This is a genomic window from Gammaproteobacteria bacterium (assembly GCA_003696665.1).
In the GTDB taxonomy this organism is placed as follows: domain Bacteria; phylum Pseudomonadota; class Gammaproteobacteria; order Enterobacterales.
On sequence record RFGJ01000170.1, the window covers coordinates 1 to 1,301 of the forward strand.

2 protein-coding genes are annotated in these 1,301 nt (G+C 53.7%); both read right to left on the minus strand.

Annotated features, from left to right (window positions below; genetic code table 11):
- Nucleotides 1-200: 200 nt before the first annotated feature.
- A complete protein-coding gene (locus D6694_04975) occupies nt 201-1,034 on the minus strand; it encodes a phosphatase PAP2 family protein (protein ID RMH45194.1) in 834 nt (277 codons plus the stop codon).
- Nucleotides 1,035-1,041: 7 nt separating this feature from the next.
- Complete coding sequence (locus tag D6694_04980) at nt 1,042-1,230, minus strand: hypothetical protein (protein ID RMH45195.1); 189 nt, start codon at nt 1,228-1,230, stop codon at nt 1,042-1,044.
- Between the last annotated feature and the right edge of the window lie 71 nt (nt 1,231-1,301).

The window sequence follows — 1,301 nt, forward strand, 5'->3', positions numbered from 1 at the left end:
CAGGGGCGGTTCTTTTGGCCCATCTCTGCGTTGCGCGTCTCTTCGCTTGTGCGACGTAGCCTCCGGCTACGCCTCCGCGCTCATCGGCGCGCGCCTTGATCTGAACCAAAACTCCTCGCCCCTGGGTCAAACCGTCCCGGAACGTGTTGGGGCGTTCTCTACCGGGCGGTGCGATTCTTTTGGTCCAGGTTCGTTCGAGATTAAAACTTCCAGACTAAGGCTAACCCTGGGATTTTGTGCTGGGTAAAAGGCAGCAAGGTTATACGAGATGAGTTTTTTTGGTTCAGGCGGACAACGCCTTTTCCAATGCTCCATCCGAGAGCTGCGCCGGCAAAAACATCTGAAGCCCAGTGTTCATGGTCATTGATACGAGACAGTGCCACAAGAGACGCCAGGCCATAGGCACTCCATTTGAGCCAAATGCTATCTGGGTAACGTTCGGTGATGACACTTGCCAGTGCAAAACTGCCCGCTGTATGTCCGGAGGGGAATGAGTAACCATCAGGCTCACCACTGCCCGGACGGTCATGCCAGCCTGGTCCGTCCCAATTGTCTGAACCTTTGCCGCTGTTGGGGCGAAAACGTCGGGTCAGATGTTTGATGCCAAGAGTGGTAACATTGGTAAACAGCCAACTTTCCAATGCTTGTAGCCCTGTCTCACGGAGATAGCAGTCCCTGTAAAGCTGTCCCGACGCTACGATTCCACCACTGACAACGAGGAGAGTCCAAGGGTCTCCCAGAAAATGACCTCCATCAGCAAGTCGGTCCGTCGCTGGACTACGCAGGTCCTGCCAATTTTTGTCGACAGAGTCGTCAAGAAAAAACAGGGATGTGGTCCCTGCTATCAGCCATGCCGCTTTGGTCCACTGATCTGGGCCCCACTGGGCTGGCATTTGGGCCATGTGAAAAGCATCTTCACCCCACGATTTGAGTAAGGGGGGAGAAGTGGGTGTGTTTGGATCGACTGCATGAACAGGCCAAGGGCAGGCAAGGAGGCAGAAAAGCAGGACGGGAAATATTTTTTTCATCGTCATTTCAGCATCATAGAATTTGGGGCTGTTTTTGCCCGGAAATGGTGTGGCCAATCTGCTTTTGGAATAGATGTTTGGCCCATTTATCCTTCCCTTCGCAGTTGTTCGTAGTGAGCAGTTTGCCGATTTGGCCGTTTCGGAGTAGCAGGGGCGTGAAGGTTCGGTGTGATGTGTCGGTGATAACAAGTTCTTTGGTCATGTTCTCTCCAATCGTCTGTCACACTTCAACGCCGACCAGGCACGCCTCGAGATTGTGGTGGGGCTCTGGGC

Coding starts and splice junctions, on each gene's coding strand:
- D6694_04980 (RMH45195.1), bottom strand. CDS start 1,230: ATGACCAAAGAACTTGTTATCACCGACACATCACACCGAACCTTCACG.
- D6694_04975 (RMH45194.1), bottom strand. CDS start 1,034: ATGACGATGAAAAAAATATTTCCCGTCCTGCTTTTCTGCCTCCTTGCC.